The 18,210-nt window shown below is 53.3% G+C and carries 14 protein-coding genes; 8 read left to right on the top strand and 6 right to left on the bottom strand.

Annotation, left to right across the window (positions count from 1 at the left end; genetic code table 11):
• Nucleotides 1-73: 73 nt before the first annotated feature.
• Both SOJ49_RS01620 and SOJ49_RS01615 read left to right on the top strand, forming a co-directional pair.
• Nucleotides 74-1,498 (top strand): gamma-aminobutyraldehyde dehydrogenase, encoded by a 1,425-nt coding sequence (locus tag SOJ49_RS01620; RefSeq protein ID WP_369856483.1) that lies wholly within the window; start codon nucleotides 74-76, stop codon nucleotides 1,496-1,498.
• 233 nt (nucleotides 1,499-1,731) lie between these two features.
• Nucleotides 1,732-3,153: a DNA cytosine methyltransferase gene (locus SOJ49_RS01615; protein WP_369856482.1), complete on the top strand. Its 1,422-nt coding sequence runs from the start codon at nucleotides 1,732-1,734 to the stop codon at nucleotides 3,151-3,153.
• A 9-nt stretch (nucleotides 3,154-3,162) separates the two neighbouring features.
• Here SOJ49_RS01615 and SOJ49_RS01610 read toward each other — a convergent pair whose 3' ends face one another.
• On the bottom strand, nucleotides 3,163-3,900 hold the full coding sequence (locus tag SOJ49_RS01610) for a SinI family restriction endonuclease (protein ID WP_369856481.1): 738 nt from the start codon (nucleotides 3,898-3,900) through the stop codon (nucleotides 3,163-3,165).
• A 302-nt stretch (nucleotides 3,901-4,202) separates the two neighbouring features.
• Here SOJ49_RS01610 and SOJ49_RS01605 point away from each other — a divergent pair, with 302 nt between their 5' ends.
• Complete coding sequence (locus tag SOJ49_RS01605; protein ID WP_369856480.1) at nucleotides 4,203-4,400, top strand: hypothetical protein; 198 nt, start codon at nucleotides 4,203-4,205, stop codon at nucleotides 4,398-4,400.
• A gap of 5 nt (nucleotides 4,401-4,405) precedes the next feature.
• On the opposite strand, the gene SOJ49_RS01600 is transcribed toward SOJ49_RS01605, so the two are convergent.
• Both SOJ49_RS01600 and SOJ49_RS01595 read right to left on the bottom strand, forming a co-directional pair.
• Nucleotides 4,406-5,743, bottom strand: coding sequence for an aminotransferase (locus SOJ49_RS01600; RefSeq protein WP_369856479.1), 1,338 nt, complete (start codon nucleotides 5,741-5,743; stop codon nucleotides 4,406-4,408).
• Nucleotides 5,744-5,884: 141 nt separating this feature from the next.
• On the bottom strand, nucleotides 5,885-7,345 hold the full coding sequence (locus SOJ49_RS01595) for an NAD-dependent succinate-semialdehyde dehydrogenase (protein WP_369856478.1): 1,461 nt from the start codon (nucleotides 7,343-7,345) through the stop codon (nucleotides 5,885-5,887).
• 357 nt (nucleotides 7,346-7,702) lie between these two features.
• On the opposite strand from SOJ49_RS01595, the gene SOJ49_RS01590 reads away from it, so the two are divergent.
• Nucleotides 7,703-8,983 (top strand): NAD(P)/FAD-dependent oxidoreductase, encoded by a 1,281-nt coding sequence (locus SOJ49_RS01590; RefSeq protein ID WP_369856477.1) that lies wholly within the window; start codon nucleotides 7,703-7,705, stop codon nucleotides 8,981-8,983.
• 163 nt (nucleotides 8,984-9,146) lie between these two features.
• Here SOJ49_RS01590 and SOJ49_RS01585 read toward each other — a convergent pair whose 3' ends face one another.
• Nucleotides 9,147-9,368: a hypothetical protein gene (locus tag SOJ49_RS01585; RefSeq protein ID WP_369856476.1), complete on the bottom strand. Its 222-nt coding sequence runs from the start codon at nucleotides 9,366-9,368 to the stop codon at nucleotides 9,147-9,149.
• A gap of 223 nt (nucleotides 9,369-9,591) precedes the next feature.
• On the opposite strand from SOJ49_RS01585, the gene SOJ49_RS01580 reads away from it, so the two are divergent.
• From SOJ49_RS01580 to SOJ49_RS01565, 4 genes are all read left to right on the top strand, one after another.
• Nucleotides 9,592-10,971 carry an NAD(P)-binding domain-containing protein gene (locus tag SOJ49_RS01580; RefSeq protein ID WP_369856475.1) on the top strand — a complete coding sequence of 460 codons (1,380 nt, stop codon included), beginning with the start codon at nucleotides 9,592-9,594 and terminating at the stop codon, nucleotides 10,969-10,971.
• Nucleotides 10,972-11,132: 161 nt separating this feature from the next.
• Entirely contained in the window at nucleotides 11,133-11,480 is a 348-nt protein-coding gene (locus SOJ49_RS01575; protein ID WP_369856474.1) for a cupin domain-containing protein, read from the top strand.
• Between the two features lie 368 nt (nucleotides 11,481-11,848).
• Nucleotides 11,849-12,940, top strand: a complete 1,092-nt coding sequence (locus tag SOJ49_RS01570) for a BMP family ABC transporter substrate-binding protein (RefSeq protein ID WP_369856473.1) — start codon at nucleotides 11,849-11,851, stop codon at nucleotides 12,938-12,940.
• Nucleotides 12,941-13,048: 108 nt separating this feature from the next.
• Nucleotides 13,049-14,023 carry an isopenicillin N synthase family dioxygenase gene (locus tag SOJ49_RS01565; RefSeq protein WP_369856472.1) on the top strand — a complete coding sequence of 325 codons (975 nt, stop codon included), beginning with the start codon at nucleotides 13,049-13,051 and terminating at the stop codon, nucleotides 14,021-14,023.
• A 147-nt stretch (nucleotides 14,024-14,170) separates the two neighbouring features.
• Here SOJ49_RS01565 and SOJ49_RS01560 read toward each other — a convergent pair whose 3' ends face one another.
• Nucleotides 14,171-17,314 carry a type I restriction endonuclease subunit R gene (locus SOJ49_RS01560; RefSeq protein ID WP_369856471.1) on the bottom strand — a complete coding sequence of 1,048 codons (3,144 nt, stop codon included), beginning with the start codon at nucleotides 17,312-17,314 and terminating at the stop codon, nucleotides 14,171-14,173.
• Nucleotides 17,311-18,198, bottom strand: coding sequence for a DNA damage-inducible protein D (dinD, locus tag SOJ49_RS01555; RefSeq protein WP_369856470.1), 888 nt, complete (start codon nucleotides 18,196-18,198; stop codon nucleotides 17,311-17,313). The genes SOJ49_RS01560 and dinD overlap by 4 nt, the downstream gene beginning before the upstream one ends.
• Nucleotides 18,199-18,210 lie beyond the last annotated feature (12 nt).

Raw genomic sequence — 18,210 nt, 5'->3', positions numbered from 1 at the left:
TCCATGACCGCTGATCCATACACATTATCTGACACCCGTCCGACCTATCGTCTGAACAAAGAGGCCTAATACCATGCTCAATAAAATGCTGATTAACGGAGAACTGGTTGCTGGCGAAGGCAAGCAACTGGAAGTATTTAATCCTGCCACTGGCGAGGTACTGTGCCTGATTGCCGAAGCCACCGCCGCTCAGGTCAATACGGCCGTCAGTGCCGCTGATGACGCCTTCGACAGCTGGAGCCAGCAAGCCCCCAAAGACCGCGCTTACCTGCTGCTGCAATTGGCCGATCGTATTGAAGCCATGAGCGAAGAGTTCGCCCGTCTCGAATGTAACGACACCGGCAAACCCTTCTCCGCCATGCAGGCCGACGAAATCCCCGCCATTGCCGATGTCTTCCGCTTTTTTGCCGGTGCCTCACGCTGCCTCAGTGGTTCCGCAGCGGCAGAATACCTGCCCGGTTTCACCTCCATGATTCGCCGCGATCCACTTGGCGTCGTGGCTTCCATCGCGCCCTGGAACTACCCCTTGATGATGGCTTCATGGAAACTCGCTCCCGCTCTGGCTGCCGGTAACTGTGTTGTGATCAAACCGTCGGAACTGACACCACTGACCACCCTCAAGTTGGGCGAAATCATGCAGGAGATTTTCCCGGCTGGCGTCGTCAACACCGTCTTTGGCGGCGGTGCCAGCGTCGGCGCTACCCTGACCACCCATCCAGAGGTGCGCATGGTGTCGCTGACCGGCTCGATCGCCACCGGCCAGAAAATCGTGCAATCCAGCACCGAAGATATGAAACGCACCCATATGGAACTGGGCGGCAAGGCACCGGTGCTGATTTTTGACGACGCCGATATCGACGACGCCGTCGAAGGCTTACGGGCGTTCGGCTACTACAACGCCGGACAAGACTGCACCGCCGCCTGTCGCATCTACGCCCAGAAAGGCGTGTACCAGCAACTGGTCGATAAACTGACCGCCGCCGTCTCCACCATCAAAATCGGCAGCCAGTACGAAGACGGCACAGAAATGGGGCCGCTGGTTTCCCAGGCCCATCTCGAACGGGTGGCCGGATTTGTGGATCGCGCCCGCGAACAACCTCATATCACCATCGCCACCGGTGGCAAGATCGCCGATCGCGCAGGCTATTTCTACGAACCGACCTTGATTGTTGGCGCCAAACAAGACGACGAAATTGTCCGCCGTGAAGTCTTTGGCCCAGTCGTCTCCATCACCGAATTCGACACCGAAGCACAAGCCCTGGCCTGGGCCAACGATTCCGACTACGGCCTCGCCTCTTCCCTCTGGACCGCCGATACCGGCCGCGCCGCCCGCCTCAGTGCCCGCTTGCAATACGGCTGCACCTGGGTCAACACCCACTTTATGCTGACCAGCGAAATGCCCCACGGCGGTATGAAGATGTCGGGATATGGCAAGGACATGTCCATGTACGGCCTGGAAGACTACACCACCGTCCGTCATGTCATGATCAAGCACTGAGTTAACCGACACCCGTTTTGGCTGATTTTTGCCACGCCCGCTGATGACCATCAGCGGGCTTTTTTTGAGGGCAATAAACAGTTCGGTAGAGCACTTCAAAGAAAAACGGGCAATACGCTAACACAGCCCGTCAACGAAACATTCAATGCGCAACGTAGCCAATTTCAGGCTTGACATGCAACTTCACACAACTATATTGGTACTTTTCACAGGTTTCGAGAAGGAAACTGACAGTGAGTACCGAAATCACTATTAAAGAAGCGGCTCTACAGCTAAACATCAGCGTTCAGCGAGTCAGAACATTGTGCCGTGAAGGTAGCTTAAGCGCACGAAAACTGGGCACCACTTGGGTGATAGATCACGAGAGTCTGCATAAATACGGTCTCAGGACAGCTCATACAGTCGCTGAAGATCATCCTGCCTATTTCGTTAATAACAAAAAACCAATAGCGTTAAGCTTCTTTTCCGGTGCAATGGGTCTTGACATAGGAATAGAAAAAGCCGGTTTTGATATACGACTGGCCTGCGAAATAGACAAGTTTTGCAGACAAACCATTGCGTTGAACAGGCCCAAAACAGCGTTATTAAACGATATAAACAATTACGACGCCGCAGACATCAGACGCGAAGCCGGGTTAAATAATAACGATGAGATTGACTTGATTATGGGAGGGCCTCCCTGCCAAGCATTTAGCACTGCAGGCAACAGGAAAGGCTTTAACGATGATCGTGGAAACGTATTTTTAAAATATTTAGAATTATGTTTGGAACTAAGACCCAAGTATTTTGTAATTGAAAATGTTCGGGGGCTTTTATCCTGCCCCATGGAGCATCGCCCACACGAAAAAAGAGGCCAAGAATATCCAGACCTCAGCGAAGACGAGTTAAAAGGCGGGGCACTAAACTTCATACTAAACAGATTAGAAAAATCTGGTTATGGTTACTCATTCAATCTATACAACTCTGCAAATTTCGGCACGCCTCAGATCAGGGAGCGCGTGATCATTATTTGCTCTCGCGACGGAAAAGAACCGCCTTTTCTGATACCAACGCACTCAGAAACGGGCGAGTATGGTTTACCGAAATGGAACACGTTAAAACGATGCATTACCAAGATAAGTCATCATGACCATCTCACCTTTCCAGAAAAAAGGCTGAAATATTACCGTTTATTAGAACCCGGTCAAAACTGGAAAAATCTTCCATTAGAATTACAAAAAGAAGCCATGGGAAAATCTTTTTTTTCTGGAGGTGGAAAAACAGGGTTTTTACGGCGACTAGCCTGGGACAGACCCTCTCCAACACTGGTAACCCATCCAGCCATGCCAGCTACGGATCTTGCGCATCCAACAGAAAACCGGCCGTTATCTGTTCAAGAATACAAAAGAATTCAGGAGTTTCCAGACAAATGGGAACTTGCTGGCCCAATCATCCAGCAATATAAACAAATAGGCAACGCTGTTCCTGTAAGTTTAGGCTGTGCCGTTGGAACGCTGATATTTAATCTGCTAAATGGCATTGATATTATCCAACACAAAGACTTCAAGTACTCTCGCTATAAATGCACCACAGATAAAGAATGGAAAGAACAATTCAGGCATCTTGTTGAACGTCACAACTCAAAATCTGAACAGCAAGAACTGGGGTTTGGTTAACCCCAGTTCTTATAGATCAGCCCATGGGTTTTCTTGCTCGACAGACAAGCATGCTGGATTATTTTTTAGCGTTGTTTGAACAAAATCAACAAACGAGTCTTCCGACAGTTCAATCGTGCCGCAGATTTCATTCAAGGATGACCACATGTATTCAATTCTATCAGCCTTGATCCGGAACCACTTTTCTATCTGAGTTCCATTTCTGACAGTACTGCTTGAACTGTTTTCAGAGTTACTCCGATTCTTAACCTGAAGGAGTCGACCATCTTCATGAACAAAATCAACCGATTTTACGGTTTCGCCCCATGCACAATGCCATCCATGAAATTCTAGACTAACAGCTAAATATTCTTCCAGCATCAAACCAAGAATATTTTCCGCAGACATCGCCAAACGATGTGCGTACTGTATTTTATTGAGATCCTTTTCTGTAAGGCCTGATATCCTGGAACCAATAATCTTTTCAATAACCGGATCAGATACTGTGCCCGGAAGATTTGATTTTCTCTGACTCGCCCTTCCATCTTTGCCCGCTTGATACTTCAAAAGCCACTTTCTAATTGCACTGCTTTCGTTATCATTTTTACCACCAATATTTCTGGGCACTCTTTCCAAATCACCAGCGATCGCACTAAATACAACTGCGACACCACCGTCCCACCGAATATTCAAATCTTCAGCTATCTGGCTAGCCGTAGCAATTGACTTTTTTGCGCCTAATTTTTCGATTGCATGTTGTAACTTCAAAGCTCTCTCCGATACCCAGTCAAATCGTGCTTCAACAGTTTGTAATGCATTTTTTCGTTACTCTGAAAAACCGATGTCAACGTCCCTATTTCAGCCGGTTACGCTAGCAGCTGTTGGAAAAGCGAGCAACCCTTTCAGTCAAAACAAAGATGTCTGATACCCAATGCCATTAACTTAGCGAGTGGGTGACTTCAAAAACATCGGGTTTTGGCTAATTTCTGGCCCTGCTTCCAGCAGGGCCAGGCTTTAAGTTAATGACATTGGTCTGATACCGGATTGCCAAATACGCAGGAAGCAGGCTTATGAATATTGTTATGTTGTTAAAATACAATGTTACCTCTCTTTACCTCGTTTCCGTATTCGTCAGATTCGAATCAGAAAATATTGATCAGCAACAAGTAACCAACGAACACCGAAGCCATAAAAAAGCCTCCGCAAGCGGAGGCAAAGGCTTCATCCAAATTGAAGCGGGGGTGCCGGGTGCGGGTCGCACCCGGTGAATCATTTAGCCTTGCTGTTGCACGAAGGCCAGGGTGTCGTCCAGGGCCTTGCCCATTTTGTCGATGATTTCGTCGATCTGGGTTTCGGTAGTAATCAGTGGCGGACACAGTGCCAGGCTGGAACCAGCCACCGGGCGGCTGATCAGACCATGTTCCTGACAGGCGTTAGCGGCAAAATAACCGACCTTGCTGTCCGGGAAGGCGGCCTTGGTGTCTTTGTTCGCCACCAGTTCAATGGCCGCTATCATGCCGCAGCCGCGTACTTCGCCCACTAACGGGTGATCGTTGAATTCACGCAGCCGGGTTTGCAGGTAGGTGCCGGTTGCTGCGGCTTTGGCAAAGACGTTATCCCGCTGGTAGATTTCCAGTGTTTTTAATGCCACGGCACAAGCCAGTGGGTGCGCCGAGTAGGTATAACCATGGCCGAACACTCCCAGTTTGCTGCAAGGATCAATCATGGCTTCGTACATATCACCACGAATCACCGAGGCGGAGATCGGCACATAGGCTGACGACAGCTGTTTGGCGAAGCTCATCATGTCGGGCTTGATGCCCATGGTGGTGGAGCCAAAGTCATTGCCGGTACGGCCAAAGCCGGTGATCACTTCGTCGGCCCAGAACAGGATGTCGTATTTGTTCAGGATGGCCTGTACTTTTTCGTAGTAACCGGCGGGCGGTACGATCACGCCGGACGCGCCGGTAATCGGCTCGGCGATAAAGGCGGCGATGGTTTCCGGGCCTTCACTCAGGATCAGGGCTTCCAGATTGGCGGTAATACGATCCACGAACTGGCTTTCACTTTCGCCATCCTGTTTACCACGCAGGTAGTGCGGGGCATCGGTGCGCAGAATTCCGAGCGCATCGATGGGCAGGTCGAAGTGGGTCTGGTTGATGGGCAGGCCGGTCAGGCAGGCTGCTGCCACGGTTACTCCATGGTAGGAACGCTCACGGGCGATGATTTTGCGCTTTTCAGGTTTGCCGATGGCGGCAAAGTAGTAACGCAGCAGTTTGATCTGGGTGTCGTTGGCGTCGGAACCCGAGCTGCCGAAAAAGACACGGGCGTCGTCAACCGGCACCATGGCGGTCAATGTATCCGCCAGCTGCATGCCGACATCGTGGGTTTTGCCGCTGAACATATGGGCGAAAGACAAGGTTTCCATCTGCCGGGTGGCCGCTTCGATCAGTTCGGCATTGTTATAACCCAGCGATGCACACCACAGCCCGGACATCCCTTCGAGGTACTGTTTGCCGTGGTTGTCGTACACGTAGATACCGTCACCACGAGCGATGTTCATCGTTTCGGTGGCAGCGAAGTTGGTGGTGGGATAAATCATGTGAGACATAGCAACCTCGATGTTCTGTTTACCCGGTTTGGCGGGCTGATTCGTAGGGGTGAGCCCCGAGACTCACCCGTTTGTTGTTTTGCGCCCTGGTTACCTGAATGACATCCGGGCTGAGTTCCTGACGACGTTTGTTTCAGCCAATCACAGTCCGCCCAGGCAGATCAGTTTGGTTTCCAGATAATCATCCAGACCATACTTCGAGCCTTCACGGCCCTGGCCGGATTCTTTCACGCCGCCAAAAGGGATCGCTTCGGAGCTGATAGCAGTTTCATTAACACCGACCATGCCGAAATCAATGGCTTCCGATACCTTCCAGATACGGCTGAGGTTCTGGGTAAAAAGGTACGCCGCCAGGCCGTATTCGGTGCTGTTGGCCAGTTCAATGGCTTCGGCGTCGGTTTCAAACTTGAAGATGGGCGCTACCGGGCCAAAGATTTCTTCGCGGAACACCCGCATATCCGGGGTGGCATCGGCCAGAATAGTAGGCTGATAGAAGCGGCTGCCCTGGTCGGATGGTGCGCCACCGGTGACGATACGGGCACCTTGTGCAACGGCATCTTGCACTTTTTCGTCCACCCCCAGTGCCGCCTTGTCGGTAATCAGTGGGCCATGGGTCGTCGTGGCGTCCTGACCGTTTCCGAGACGGAATTCGCCTACGGCCTCGGACAAGCGTTCGATAAAGCGATCGTAAATGCCGGATTGTACTAACAGGCGATTGGAACAGATGCAGGTTTGGCCAGAGTTGCGGAATTTGGAAATCAGCGCGCCATTAATGGCCTGATCGAGATCGGCATCATCAAAAATAATGATCGGTGCATTACCGCCCAGTTCCATTGAGGTGCGTTTGACGGTGTCGGCGCATTGTTTCATCAGCAACTTACCGACGGGTGTCGAGCCGGTAAAGGTCAACTTGCGCACCCATTTGCTGCCGGTCAGTTCGTTGCCAATAGCAGGGGCATCGGAACCGACCACCATATTGATCACACCCGCCGGTACACCGGCCTGTTCGGCCAGCAGCCCCAGTGCCAGCGCCGATAACGGAGTTTCTGCCGCCGGTTTGCAAACGATGGTGCAACCCGCTGCCAGGGCCGGGGCAATTTTGCGTGCCAGCATGGCGCTGGGGAAATTCCATGGCGTAATAGCCGCCACTACACCGATGGGTTGTTTGATCACGATATTACGTCGGCCAGCCTGCGCCGCCGGGATAACATCGCCGTAGACGCGCTTGGCTTCTTCAGCAAACCATTTGATATAAGCAGCGCCATAGACGATCTCGCCTTTGGCTTCGGCCAATGGCTTGCCTTGCTCTGCGGTCAGGATCATCGCCAGTTCGTCCTGATGCTTGATAATCAGGTCGTACCAGATTTCCAGAATCAGACTGCGCTGGTTGGCACTGGTGGCAGACCAGCCGGGAAAGGCATCATGGGCAGCGGTTATCGCCCGCCGGGTTTCTGCCGCGCCCATATCGGCGACACGAACCAGCTCTTCCCCTGTTGCCGGGTTATCAACCACCAGAGTGGCTTTCTGGTCGGCATCGACCCATTCGCCATTGATCAGTCCTTGCGTCATCACCAAACGGCTATTCTTGAGTAACACGTTCATAGCACCCTCGACCTGTTATTCGATTTTACGTTGTTATAGCGTGCAGCAAGCCGCCAATAAATAAAGCTGAACCATAGCTTACGTTGATAAAACCTTACGCAAAGCATCCAGACCAGGCTGCCAGCCTTTGCTGTCACTCTGCCAACGTTCGGCCTAACCATTCAAACCCAGACAGAGAGGCCAATGTTCCACGCTGCCTCAGCCTGTTAATGGTCACGCGGCTGACCAGCGGCGCTATCCAATCAGCCGCGAAAAAGTCGGGATATATCCCCCGGTGGGTATGGCGGCAAGACGGCTGCCGCCCTATCTTGAGAGCATTCGGGCCAACCCCGCACTCCGCCCCCAGAGAGACTAACGATGACAGCCATTTATCCTTCTTCATACTACGCTGCCTCGGCCAACCAACAGCAGGATCGTCCGTCGCTGAGCAGCAGTATCAGTGCGGATGTGTGCGTGATCGGTGCAGGCTACACTGGCCTGTCGACGGCACTGCATCTGGCTGAGCGCGGGTTCTCCGTGGTGGTACTGGAAGCCAGCCGCATTGGTTTTGGTGCCTCCGGCCGTAACGGTGGCCAGATCGTGCACAGTTACAGCCGCGACATGGATTTTATTGAACGCCATTACGGCCAGAAAACCGCCAATGCCATGGGTAAAATGGCCTTTGAAGGGGGCCGGATTATTCGCCGCCTGGTGGATCAATACCATATTCAATGTGATCTGAAAGACGGCGGTATTTTCGCGGCCTGCAATCAGAAGCAGCTGCATGAACTGGAAGCCAAAAAAGCCCTATGGGAACAGCACGGCCACCAGCAGCTGGACATGCTCGACGCCCATCAGGTGCGCGAATACGTGGGTACAGAGCGTTATGAGGGCGCGTTGCTGGATCACAGTGGCGGCCATATTCATCCGCTGAACCTGGCACTCGGCGAAGCCACAGCCATTGAGTCTTTGGGTGGTCAGATTTTCGAAGATTCGCCAGTGGTGGATATTCAGCAAGGGCCCAAGGCCGTCGTAAAAACCGCCAACGGTCAGGTCACCGCCAACTTTGTAATGGTTGCCGGTAATGCCTACCTCACCGGGCTGCTGCCGAAACTGCAACAGAAAGCCATGCCCTGTGGCACCCAGGTCATCACCACCGCACCGCTCAGCCCGGAATTGCAGCACCAGCTGTTACCCAAAGATCACTGCGTTGAAGACTGTAACTATCTACTGGATTACTTCCGTCTCAGTGGCGACGGCCGCCTGATCTACGGCGGCGGTGTCACTTATGGCGCACGGGAGCCAGACAAGGTTGAAGCGTTGATTCGACCTAAAATGCTGAAAACCTTCCCAATGCTGAAAGACGTGAAAATAGACTACGCCTGGACCGGCAACTTCCTGCTGACGCTGATGCGTCTGCCGCAGTTTGGCCGTATTGGCGACAACATCTATTACGCCCAGGGCTACAGTGGCCATGGCGTAACGTCCACCCATCTGGCCGGAGAGCTGATCGCCAGCGCGATACAAGGGCAAGCCGAACGTTTCGATGTGATGGCCAGCCTGCCGCAATATCCTTTCCCCGGCGGCCGTTTGATGCGAATTCCCTACACCGCTATGGGTGCGTTTTATTACGATATGCGCGACAAGCTGGGAATCTGAACCCGCTGTTCACATTCTGCTGTCAGGACGCCCTAGGGGCGTCCGGGCATCTATCCATCAACTACTCATTAACTAGCCATCAACGACTGATCAGCAATCTCAACAACGACTCAGCAGCAACCAATCCACGTATCATTCTGAACCGGCCATCCACCTTGCGCGCTCAATAGGTTGAATTGGGCGTGGTGGAGGGGTTGATATCGCCGTACACCTCTTCTGGGTCGACGTCATTGTCCAGTAACACCTCTCTGACAGCAGCAATCTGATCCAGCACGATCTGGTAACGATCGCCATATTCATATTTGGTCACTTCAATAGCCTTGGGCATATAGGTAAAGGCGATTTTTAATGCCTGTAATGCCGCTTCATTCATCTTGTCACTCATACAAGGTACCTCCTCTGGCTTGGTGTAATGCCTGTTTGTGAGTCCCCTCACTGTGACGGAAGTTGCCAGGCTTGGCCAGCTTGTGCGTATTTCCAGCCTTCCCCAACCCGGCACTTACCCCCGACCTATCCCCTTTTGCTTACCCTCACGGGGGAATACCCCTGATGCATCAATCGTCATAAATTTTTCCCCACAATAATTTTTCTGTAGCAGGAGAAAACACATGACCCAACGCGTTGCGATTATTGGCGCTGGCCCCAGTGGTCTGGCCCAATTGCGAGCTTTCCAGTCTGCCCAAGCCAAGGGGGCCGACATTCCTGAACTGGTGTGTTTCGAGAAACAAACCGATTGGGGTGGCCAGTGGAACTACACCTGGCGCACCGGCCTGGACAAAAACGGCGAACCGGTACCCAGCTCCATGTACCGCTACCTGTGGTCAAACGGCCCGAAAGAAGCGCTGGAATTTGCCGACTACAGCTTCGACGAGCACTTCGGCAAAGCCATCGCCTCCTACCCGCCACGGGAAGTACTGTGGGATTACATCAAGGGCCGGGTCGAAAAAGCCGACGTGCGCAAGTACATCCGCTTTAACTCTCCGGTTCGTCATATTGAATACAACGTAGCCAGCGACAATTTCACCGTGTCTGTTCACGACCACAACGAAGACAGGGTTTATGAGGAAGACTTTGACTTCGTGGTGGTCGCCAGCGGTCACTTTTCGACCCCATACGTACCGGAATATCCTGGCTTCGGCAGCTTTGGCGGTCGCATCCTGCACGCCCACGACTTCCGCGATGCACTGGAATTCAAGGACAAGGACATTTTGGTGGTCGGCTCCAGCTACTCCGCCGAAGATATTGGCTCCCAGTGTTACAAATACGGCGCCCGCTCGATTACCTCCTGCTACCGCAGTGCGCCGATGGGCTACAAATGGCCCGCCAACTGGGAAGAAAAACCGGCCATGACCCACGTTGACGTCAATACCGTGTTCTTCTCCGATGGCAGCAGCAAAAAAATCGACGCCATTATCCTCTGTACCGGCTACCTGCACTCCTTCCCCTTCCTGCCAGAAGCCCTGCGCCTGAAAACCAACAACCGCCTGTGGCCACTGGGTCTGTACAAAGGCGTAGCGTGGGAAGAAAACACCAAGCTGTTTTACCTCGGCATGCAAGACCAGTGGTACAGCTTCAACATGTTTGATGCCCAAGCCTGGTATGCCCGCGACCTGATCATGGGGCGCATTCCCATGCCCTCGAAAGAAACAATGAAAGCCCACAGCGCGTTGTGGCGCGAGAACGAACTCAAGCTGGTAACCGACAAGGAAAACTACGAGTTCCAGGGGGCCTACATTCAGGAACTGATCGACGAAACCGATTACCCCAGCTTCGACATCCCGGCAGTGAACGAAACCTTCCTGCAATGGAAGAAGCACAAGAAGCAAGACATCATGAAATTCCGCGACTACTCCTTCCCTTCCGTTATAACCGGTACGCCGTCACCGGCGCACCACACCCCCTGGTTGTATGCACTGGACGACTCGCTGGAAGCCTACCTCAGCGACGAACCCAAGCCGGAAGAAATACGGCACGCGGCGGGCGAATAACCCTGGCCAATGCGCAGGAGGAAACTTGACCCCGATACCGCACCAATAGCGCACCTATAGCGCACCCCAGCGGCGGCAAGTCACCTCCTGCACGAACATATCGGGTTCCCACTGTCTGTGTGAGAGCCAAAGTGAAGCGTTTTTCAACACGAGAGCACCCCATGACCATCACCAAAATTCCCGCCCCCTCCGTTGACGTCATTACCGACGATCTCGCGGGATGGACCAAAGCCGAAGGCAATCCAACCATGAAAACCTGGATTGAATACACCGCCCCGGACGGATCCATGATCGCCGGATGGTGGGAAGCCACACCCGGTACCTACTACGCCGAATACTCCGGCTGGGAATTTGTTCACCTGATCGAGGGCAAGGCGATCATCACCCCGGACGGCGGCGAACCGGTGGAAGTTGGCCCTGGCGATGCCTTTATCTTTGAAGCCGACTTCAAAGGTTTCTGGAAAATTGTCGAACCGATCAAAAAGCACTTTACGATCAAACTGAAGTAACAACCGGCTTTCTGGGCGCGGGCCGCCGTGCCCGCACAACTCTCTTCGTGTTATTCCTTACCTGCAGCAACACCTCAGACTGCAACACCTCACACTGCACTCTTCAAGCTGCGACATTTAAGTGCCCACCTGCTGCACCCGCGCACCAACCATAAGCACCCTCGACCAAGACACTGGCTCAAAACGTCCCCCTCCCTCACAATCAACCGTCATACACAGCGCCCGAATGCCCATAAAATCAGGTAATTAAATAAAGCCTGGCAATCTCGTCCACTTGGTCAGGATTTTGCTAATTGAAAATACTGTCCAAACGGTCAATTTTTTAAAAAAATCAGGCAATATCACTTGCCGCAACAGGAGAAGGACGGATGAAACGACGTCAATTTCACAAGCTGATCAGCGGTCTGGCCGCCGGAACCCTGATGGCTGCCCTTGCTATTCCCGCAGCATTTGCCGCAGACCCGCTCAAAGTCGGTTTCGTTTACGTCGGCCCGATTGGCGACCATGGCTGGTCTTATCAGCACGATCAGGGCCGCCTGTCGGTTGAAAAGTATTTTGGTGACAAGGTCAAAACCACCTACGTTGAAAACGTCGCCGAAGGTGCCGATGCCGAGCGCGTTATCCGCAACCTCGCCAAAACCGGTCACGACCTGATCTTCACCACCTCGTTCGGTTTTATGAACCCGACGCTGAAAGTCGCCAAGCAATTCCCCAAAGTAAAATTTGAACACGCCACCGGCTACAAGATGGCCGACAATATGGGCACCTACGTCTCCACCACCTACGAAGGCCGCTACATTGCCGGTTACGTTGCCTCCCAGGTGACCAAGTCCAACAAAATCGGCTATATCGCCTCCTTCCCGATTCCGGAAGTCATCCGCGATATCGACACCGTGCAACTGGCACTGGCCAAGTACAATCCGAAAGCCGAACTGAAAATCATCTGGGTCAACAGCTGGTTTGATCCAGGTAAAGAAGCCGACGCCGCCAACGCCATGATGGATCAGGGTGTCGACGTGATACTGCAGCACACCGACAGCCCGGCCGCCATGCAGGCGGCTGAACGCCGTGGAGCCTACGCCGTGGGTCAGGCATCCGACATGTCCTCGTTCGGCCCGAATGCCCACCTGCTGTCCGTCGTCGACGAATGGGGCCCGCACTACATCAACACCGTCAAAGCGGTGATGGATGGCAGCTGGACGGCTTCCGCCCACGTGGAAGGCATGAAAGAAGGTGCGATTGTGATTCCCGGCTTTAACAAAAGCATTCCGGCGGATGTGGTCGCCAAAGCCAAGGAGCTGATCGAAGGCATCAAGGACGGCAGCGTCTACCCCTTCACCGGCCCATTGAAGGACAACAAAGGCGAGCTGAAAGTACCGGCTGGCACCAAGCTGACGTTCGCCGATCTGGAAAAAATGGACTGGTATGTTGAAGGCATTCAGGCCGACATTCCGAAATAACAGATAGAGAATGACCACCAAGAATACCGCTCGGTTAGCTGGTATTACCCGCCCGACCTCTTATCGCCTGACGAGAGGCGGGTGGGTTTTTTTATTGGATTACCACTTATGAATATTCCGCTCATTGATATTGCGCCCCTGTACCAGGACAACCCGACCGGCAAACTCAGCGTGGCCAACGCCATCGACCACGCTTGCCAGCACAGCGGCTTCTTTTACATCCAGGGCCACCCCATCAGCCGCGAACGTATCGCCGCCATGCGTCAGCTGGCGCAAGACTTTTTCGCCCTGCCCGCCGCAGAAAAGCTCAAAATCAACATCCAGCTCTCCGCCAACCACCGGGGTTATGGTGAAACCGCCGCCGAACAACTCGACCCGAGCCAACCCGGCGACTGGAAAGAATCTTACGACATGGGCCTCAACCTGCCCGTAGATCACGAGCTGATTGGCCCCGAACGACCGCTCTACGGCCCCAATCAGTACCCTACCGCCATACCCGACTTCCAGCGCCGCATGGAAACCCACTACTGGGACATGCTGGCACTGGGCAAAAAAATCCTCAGCGCGCTGGCCCTGGCCCTCGGCATCGACGAAACTTTCTTCGATAACAAATTCGACCACCCGCTCAGCGTACTGCGCTTCCTGCACTACCCGTCACGTCCGACAACAGATAAACAGGCCGCTATCGGAGCCGGTGCCCACAGCGACTACGGCTGCATCACTATTTTGTGGCAAGACGAAATCGGCGGCCTGCAAGTACAAGACGTCAACGGACGCTGGATAGATGCCCCGCCGATAGCCAACACCTTCGTGATCAACATCGGCAATATGATGGCGCGTTGGAGTAACGACCGTTATAAGTCCACCCCGCACCGGGTCTACAGCCCATCGGGGGCAGAACGCTATTCCATGCCGTTTTTTGTCGAACCGGATTTTGATACCGACGTCAGCTGTTTACCAAACTGCGCCGCCGCCGGTGACACACCCAAATACGCGCCGATATCCGCCGGTGACTGGATGATCTACTGCTTCAACAACACCTATGCCTATCGGGCGGAAGAATATCAGCAAGAAGAAACTTGACCGCCAGATTCAATACCAAAACAGCCCCAAGCAGGGTGTTAGTAACGAAGCGTAGTACACCGTTATCAGCTCCCCTGGATGGCGCTGCGCTTATTCAGGCAACGTGCTGTTGAAGGGAATTTATTGCCAATTCAGCGCGGTACACCATCAAGCTGGTCCAGCGTGTTGCTTACCCTTGCGTCGCAAGGCCCGGTAAATTTTGCTGATCAGATCATCGGTGGCTAATTGACGAAACTCCGGGTCAGCCATCAAGCGGCCAAATATTTCTTCGTTGTCATCCATGCGGTCGATAATCAGTCCTTCAAATGTCTTTTCAAACACATAACGAAAATCATCTTCAGTATTGGCCTGAGCAGCTTCTCGCAAGTCGGCGTTTTCGATGGCTTCTTGTTGAATCTGGTCGAAAAACAGCTGATCCGCCTCGGTAAAGTGGGTGCCAAAACGTGCGTTAAGTTGCTCTACCAGCTCGGACAGTGGCACGTATTCTTCGCCAGATCGACCGGTGCCGACTTCGTCCGAACCACCGAGGCGGTCGGCATCACCGCTTTTCAGATCAATCTGGCCTTCGCTGATTTTTTGCAGGCGGTAATACTCCAGCTCGACGTCGTCGTCCAACTTGTAGGCTGGGCCGCTTTCATTACGTGGTAGTTTGTTGAGTAAAAAGCGCAGATAGCTGTACCACTGCTCCAGATCCGAATCCTGATACGGAATCACCTGAGACAGGAAACCGTACATATTGCGGAAGTTCACGCACAGGCCCTTGAAGTCGGCCTGTTCATCCTCCGGCAACGTATTAAAGCGCTCGATGGCCTTATCCAGGATGGCGTTCATACGGGCGTGGTCGTGCTTGCTTTCCTTGCGTTTGGGCAGGAAGTACACCTGACAAAAGGATTCGATCTCTTCATCACGCAGTACGCGGGTTTCTTCAATCTGGTGCTGTAACCGATACAGATGCTGCGGGTCGGTCAGGTCATCGGCTTCGGTCTGGTCGTAATAGGGTTTGAATGCTGCGTAGATTTCTTCTTTGGTATTACGGAAGTCCAGTACAAAGGTGGCTTCCTTGCCGGTGCAGGTACGGTTCAGGCGCGACAGGGTTTGCACTGCTTGAATCCCTGACAGCTTTTTATCCACGTACATGGTGTGCAACAGTGGCTGATCAAAACCGGTCTGGTATTTCTCGGCTACCAACAGCACCTGAAAATCATCGCTGTCGAAGCGTTCCGGTAATTCGCTTTCCTTGATGCCACCGTTCATGCCGGTTTCAGTCCAGCTTTTATCAGGGCAGTCCGGGTCAGTCACTGAACCGGAAAATGCCACCAGAGAACGCACATCGGTATAACCCTTGTTACTGATGTAGCGGTCGAATTCCTGTTTGTAACGCACCGCATGCAAGCGCGAGCCAGTGACCACCATAGCCTTGGCGCGGCCACCGATTTTATGGCGAACGTGGGTGCGGAAATGCTCCACCATGACCTCGGTTTTCTGGCCCAGGTTGTAGGCGTGTAAATCCAGAAAACGCGCCAGTGCTTTGGCGGCTTTCTTGCGCTCTACATGCGGATCGTCTTCGGTGTCCTGGGTAAGACGGAAATAGGTGGTAAAGGTGGTGTAGTGCTTCAGCACATCGTGGATAAAACGCTCTTCGATGGCCTGACGCATGCTGTAGTGATGGAACGGCGCTTCGCCATTTGGGCCGGGTTCATCAAACACCTTGAGGGTTTTGTATTTGGGCGTGGCGGTAAACGCGAAAAAGCTCAGATTCGGCTGTTTGCCACGTTTCATCAGGCGGCGCACCACTTCTTCCATACGGTCCTGTTCGTCTTCCATACGGCCCTGATCGTTTTCCGGTAACGCCTCATCGGCATCCAGATCCAGCCCTTGTTCTGCTGCATATTGCGCGGCCGCTTCCTGAATACCATTGCGGTTGAGTACACCTTTCAGATCCATGGCGCTCTCGCCGGATTGCGAACTGTGGGCTTCATCCACAATCACCGCAAAGCGTTTGCCCTGGGTACTGATGGCTAAATCCGGGTGATCCTTGTTGGCCTGCGCCGACTTTTGATTGAGCTTGTCGAGGGTTTCGGCCACAAAAGGGAATTTCTGCAAGGTGCTGATAATAATCGGCGTGCCGTCGCTCAACGCCTGCACCAGCTGGCGGGTGTCTTCGTCGATTTTTTGCACCACGCCATGTTTGTGATCGAACTGGAAAATGGTTTTTTGCAGTTGCTGATCCAACACCCGGCGGTCGGTGATCACAATCACCGAGTTGAACACCCGTTCGTCATCGGCGTTATGCAAATTACTCAGTCGATGAGCCAGCCAGGCGATGGAATTGGATTTACCGGAACCGGCGGAATGCTGCACCAGATAGTTATGACCCGCACCGTTTTGCTGGCTGTGCGTGACCAGATTACGCACCACTTGCAGCTGGTGACAACGGGGGAAGATCATGGCCTCGCGGGTAATTTTCTGGATCTTGCCGTCTTTCAGGATGCGCTTGTCGTCTACCTGCAAATGCATAAAGCGGCCAAGAATATCCAGCAGGCTGTCCGGGCCTAATACCTCGCGCCACAGATAAGCGGTTTTGTAATCGTCTTCAACATTCGGATTACCAGCCCCACAGGCTTTTTCACCGGGGTGTGAACCCCGGTTAAAGGGCAGGAAGAAGGTTTTATAGCCACTCAGACGGGTGGTCATAATCACCTGATCTTCATCGACGCCAAAATGCACCAGGGTGCGTTTTTTGAACTCGAACAACAGCTCGCGATGATCACGATCCTGCTTGTATTGCTGTTTGGCCTGCTCGGTGCTCCAGCCGCCGGGCAAGCGGCTTTTCAGCTCCAGTGTGGCGATGGGCAAACCATTCAGGAACAGCACCATATCCAGCGAATTCTTGTTGGCTTCGCTGTAATACAACTGGCGCGTCACACTCAGGCGGTTTTTATGGTACAGATCCCAGCTGGCCGGGTTCTTCTGGTTATTGGGAGCAAACAGCGCTACCCGAAACTTCTTGCCATAGACCTTGAAGCCCTGCCGCAGCACCTTGAGCATGCCCTTGATCGCCAGTTCCTTGGTCAGACCGTCCAGTACAATGGCAGCGGTTTTGTCTTTGTGGATCTTCTCCAGTGTTTGCCACACCAGCGGCTGGGTACGCTGGATAAACGCCAGTACCTGTGCTGGCTCCAGCGCCAGGGATTTATCAAATTCGCTGTTTGACCCCGGTTGATAACCCTGATCCAGCAAGGCCTGTTCAATATCGGCTTCAAAGCGTTCTTCAGAATGGCGTTTGCTCATGCGGGCTCATCCTTGTTCTCAGCCGGGTCGTCACGGGTATCAGGCGGCAGCGTGCGGGTGGTTTTGGCCAGTTTCTTTTCATCGGATTTAACCCGGCGTTCCAGCTTGCTCAAATCTTCCTCCGCCGGTAACTGTTCCGGCTGAATACCGCGCTGGCCCAGCATATTGCGTACGCTGGTGTTGTTCTGGACATGTTCTGAGGTAATGGCACGCTCACCCTGCAGGTCGGATTGCTGCACATTGTGGTTGGTCATTTCGGTGGCCAGGTTCTTGGCCGCGATGGTCAGGGTTGGCAGAAAATCGGCTAGTGGCCGTGTTTTGACGATGCCGTATCTGTCTTTCATGGCCTGCGTGGTGTGGCCGCCAAACAGGGCCTGATCACCGCGAGAGCGAATTCGGCCAAAGCCCTGATTATCGACACCGCGTTCAAAAATATTCTGCGACAGGGCCTTTTCAGATTCGCGCAGACGGTCGCGGGCTTCCAGCCGCGCCTGTAAACGCATACGGTCTTCGATCAGCTCCTGTTTGCGGGTCTGTACCGCAAAGTAACTCTGGGCAAAGGCGATCTCCTGTTTGCGCGGATCACCATTCTGGGCGATCAGATAACAGGCGTAACGGGTGAGCATAAAATCCTCGACTTCACGCTTTGAGCCACTGCCCAGGATGACCATTTTCGTGACGCCACGAAAATGGTCTGAAACCGCATGCCCCGTGGCCTCGCAAGAATCCGAGGCGCGCTGGATCGCGGTCTGGAAGTTCTCCCAGCGGGCATAACCGAGCAGGGGTTGCAGATCGCGGGCAAACCAGAACTCAATGCCTTCGGCATCGGCGCGCTGTACCGCTTCTTCGAGCTGTTGCTGTAATTGCAGAAGTTGGCTGTCCATAGTGTTGTCTCC

Origin of the sequence: Candidatus Thalassolituus haligoni (genome assembly GCF_041222825.1) — a bacterium.
In the GTDB taxonomy this organism is placed as follows: domain Bacteria; phylum Pseudomonadota; class Gammaproteobacteria; order Pseudomonadales; family Oceanobacteraceae; genus Oceanobacter; species Oceanobacter antarcticus.
This window is presented reverse-complemented; position numbering and strand designations above follow the sequence as displayed.

Bases quoted from the DNA above. Each gene is read 5' to 3' on its own strand.
- SOJ49_RS01590 (WP_369856477.1), top strand. From the start codon at position 7,703: ATGACAGCCATTTATCCTTCTTCATACTACGCTGCCTCGGCCAACCAA.
- SOJ49_RS01585 (WP_369856476.1), bottom strand. From the start codon at position 9,368: ATGAGTGACAAGATGAATGAAGCGGCATTACAGGCATTAAAAATCGCC.
- dinD (WP_369856470.1), bottom strand. From the start codon at position 18,198: ATGGACAGCCAACTTCTGCAATTACAGCAACAGCTCGAAGAAGCGGTA.
- SOJ49_RS01575 (WP_369856474.1), top strand. From the start codon at position 11,133: ATGACCATCACCAAAATTCCCGCCCCCTCCGTTGACGTCATTACCGAC.
- SOJ49_RS01600 (WP_369856479.1), bottom strand. From the start codon at position 5,743: ATGTCTCACATGATTTATCCCACCACCAACTTCGCTGCCACCGAAACG.
- SOJ49_RS01570 (WP_369856473.1), top strand. From the start codon at position 11,849: ATGAAACGACGTCAATTTCACAAGCTGATCAGCGGTCTGGCCGCCGGA.
- SOJ49_RS01605 (WP_369856480.1), top strand. From the start codon at position 4,203: ATGAATATTGTTATGTTGTTAAAATACAATGTTACCTCTCTTTACCTC.
- SOJ49_RS01595 (WP_369856478.1), bottom strand. From the start codon at position 7,345: ATGAACGTGTTACTCAAGAATAGCCGTTTGGTGATGACGCAAGGACTG.
- SOJ49_RS01565 (WP_369856472.1), top strand. From the start codon at position 13,049: ATGAATATTCCGCTCATTGATATTGCGCCCCTGTACCAGGACAACCCG.
- SOJ49_RS01620 (WP_369856483.1), top strand. From the start codon at position 74: ATGCTCAATAAAATGCTGATTAACGGAGAACTGGTTGCTGGCGAAGGC.
- SOJ49_RS01580 (WP_369856475.1), top strand. From the start codon at position 9,592: ATGACCCAACGCGTTGCGATTATTGGCGCTGGCCCCAGTGGTCTGGCC.
- SOJ49_RS01560 (WP_369856471.1), bottom strand. From the start codon at position 17,314: ATGAGCAAACGCCATTCTGAAGAACGCTTTGAAGCCGATATTGAACAG.